The organism is Psychrobacter sp. 1U2 (assembly GCF_051847575.1).
Genome location: NZ_JBPYDC010000118.1, coordinates 1 through 1,742, shown reverse-complemented (window position 1 = coordinate 1,742; position 1,742 = coordinate 1). Strand labels below are relative to the sequence as shown.

Sequence of the window (1,742 nt, the reverse complement as noted above, 5' to 3'; positions counted from 1 at the left end):
ATTATTTTGACATTACCAGTCATTGAAAGTCAGATGAATCTGGCGATTGAAAAGATCGAAAAATTGACTGCGGTTGCTGATAAAGTCGTCCGTATTCGCTTAGACGAGTTGGCCTGATGATATAAATCAGTAGTGACCAGTGAGTTATCTTAGTAAACCTTGATTTTTATCTTAACAATGCACATTATAATAATGATTCTTTATTAACGATTAGTGAGGCACAGTGTTCATCTAAAGCGCTGAGTTTTAATTTAAAACAGGTAAATGAGGCAGAATAACGATGTCGAACGATGCAATTGTAATTATTAATGGTGCGCGTACGCCAATGGGCAGTTTTCAAGGCGCTTTAAAAGATGTCAGTGCTACAGAGTTAGGTGCGACAGCTATCAAAGCAGCCGTTGAACGTTCAGGTGTGAGCAGTGACAATATTGATGAAGTCATTATGGGATGTATCTTGACCGCTGGATTGGGTCAAGGCCCTGCTCGTCAAGCCATGCGTCAGGCAGGTCTACCTGATGAGACTGGCGCCGTGACGATCAACAAACTTTGTGGTTCGGGTCTAAAAGCGGTTATGCAGGCGCATGATGGTATCAAAGCAGGTAGCTTTAATGTGGCTGTCGCTGGTGGTATGGAGTCGATGACTAATGCGCCATATATTATGCCAGGGGCACGTGGTGGCTATCGCATGGGGCATAAAGAAGTCAAAGACCATATGTTCTTAGATGGTTTAGAAGATGCAGAGACTGGTCGCTTGATGGGTCAGTTTGCGCAAGAGATGGCCGATGAAAAAGGCTATACGCGTGAACAAATGGACGAGTTTGCGATTGAATCACTAAATCGTGCGTTGACTGCGATCAAAGATGGTCATTTTAAAAACGAGATTGAGCCTGTCACTTTTGAGACTCGTAAAGGCGAACAAACGGTCGAGGATGATGAAGAGCCAGGTCTTTCTAATGCAGATCGTATTCCTAACCTACGTCCTGCGTTCGCCAAAGAAGGCACCATCACTGCAGCTAATGCCAGCTCAATCTCAGACGGTGCTGCTGCTGTCGTGATGATGAAAGAGTCACAAGCGCAGTCTGAAGGTCTAGACTACCAAGCTCGTATTATTGCGACTGCCTCTAACTCTCGTCATCCAAGTGAGTTTACCATTGCTCCGATTGGTGCGATCGAAAAAGTATTGGCTAACGCAGATTGGTCAGTTGAAGACGTCGATCTTTGGGAGATCAACGAAGCCTTTGCGATGGTCACCATGGCGACTATGGATGCAGTGAGTATTGACCATGCCAAAGTCAATATCGAAGGTGGTGCTTGCGCTTTAGGTCATCCTGTAGGTTGCTCAGGCGCTCGTATCCTGATCACGCTTATCAACTCATTACAGCGCACTGGTGGCAAAAAAGGTATTGCAACCTTATGTATCGGTGGCGGTGAAGCGGTAGCAGTAGCTATTGAGTTGTCTTAATCAAAAGACATTGTCAAAAGCTTTTATTATGACGCTATTGGATATGTCGTCACAATGCATCTAGTCAGATGACTGTGTAATACTTATCATTTTGATACTGATAACTCCATAACCGTACTATTAATCAATAGTACGGTTTTTTTTGTGTGCATGGCATACAACAATATGGTTAATATTTATGTGTGTAAAAATGCGTTAACTTATACCCAATTGATGTTATGACACTTACAGCCTATTACATGCAATTACGTCAGTTGCACATTTTGCTACCTTGCTTCTA

At 43.3% G+C, this 1,742-nt stretch carries 1 protein-coding gene; it reads left to right on the top strand.

Annotation, left to right across the window (positions count from 1 at the left end; genetic code table 11):
- Positions 1–280: 280 nt before the first annotated feature.
- Complete coding sequence (locus ACS8FD_RS13660) at positions 281–1,462, top strand: thiolase family protein (protein WP_439262887.1); 1,182 nt, start codon at positions 281–283, stop codon at positions 1,460–1,462.
- The last annotated feature ends 280 nt before the right edge of the window (positions 1,463–1,742 follow it).

Coding starts and splice junctions, on each gene's coding strand:
- ACS8FD_RS13660 (WP_439262887.1), top strand. CDS start 281: ATGTCGAACGATGCAATTGTAATTATTAATGGTGCGCGTACGCCAATG.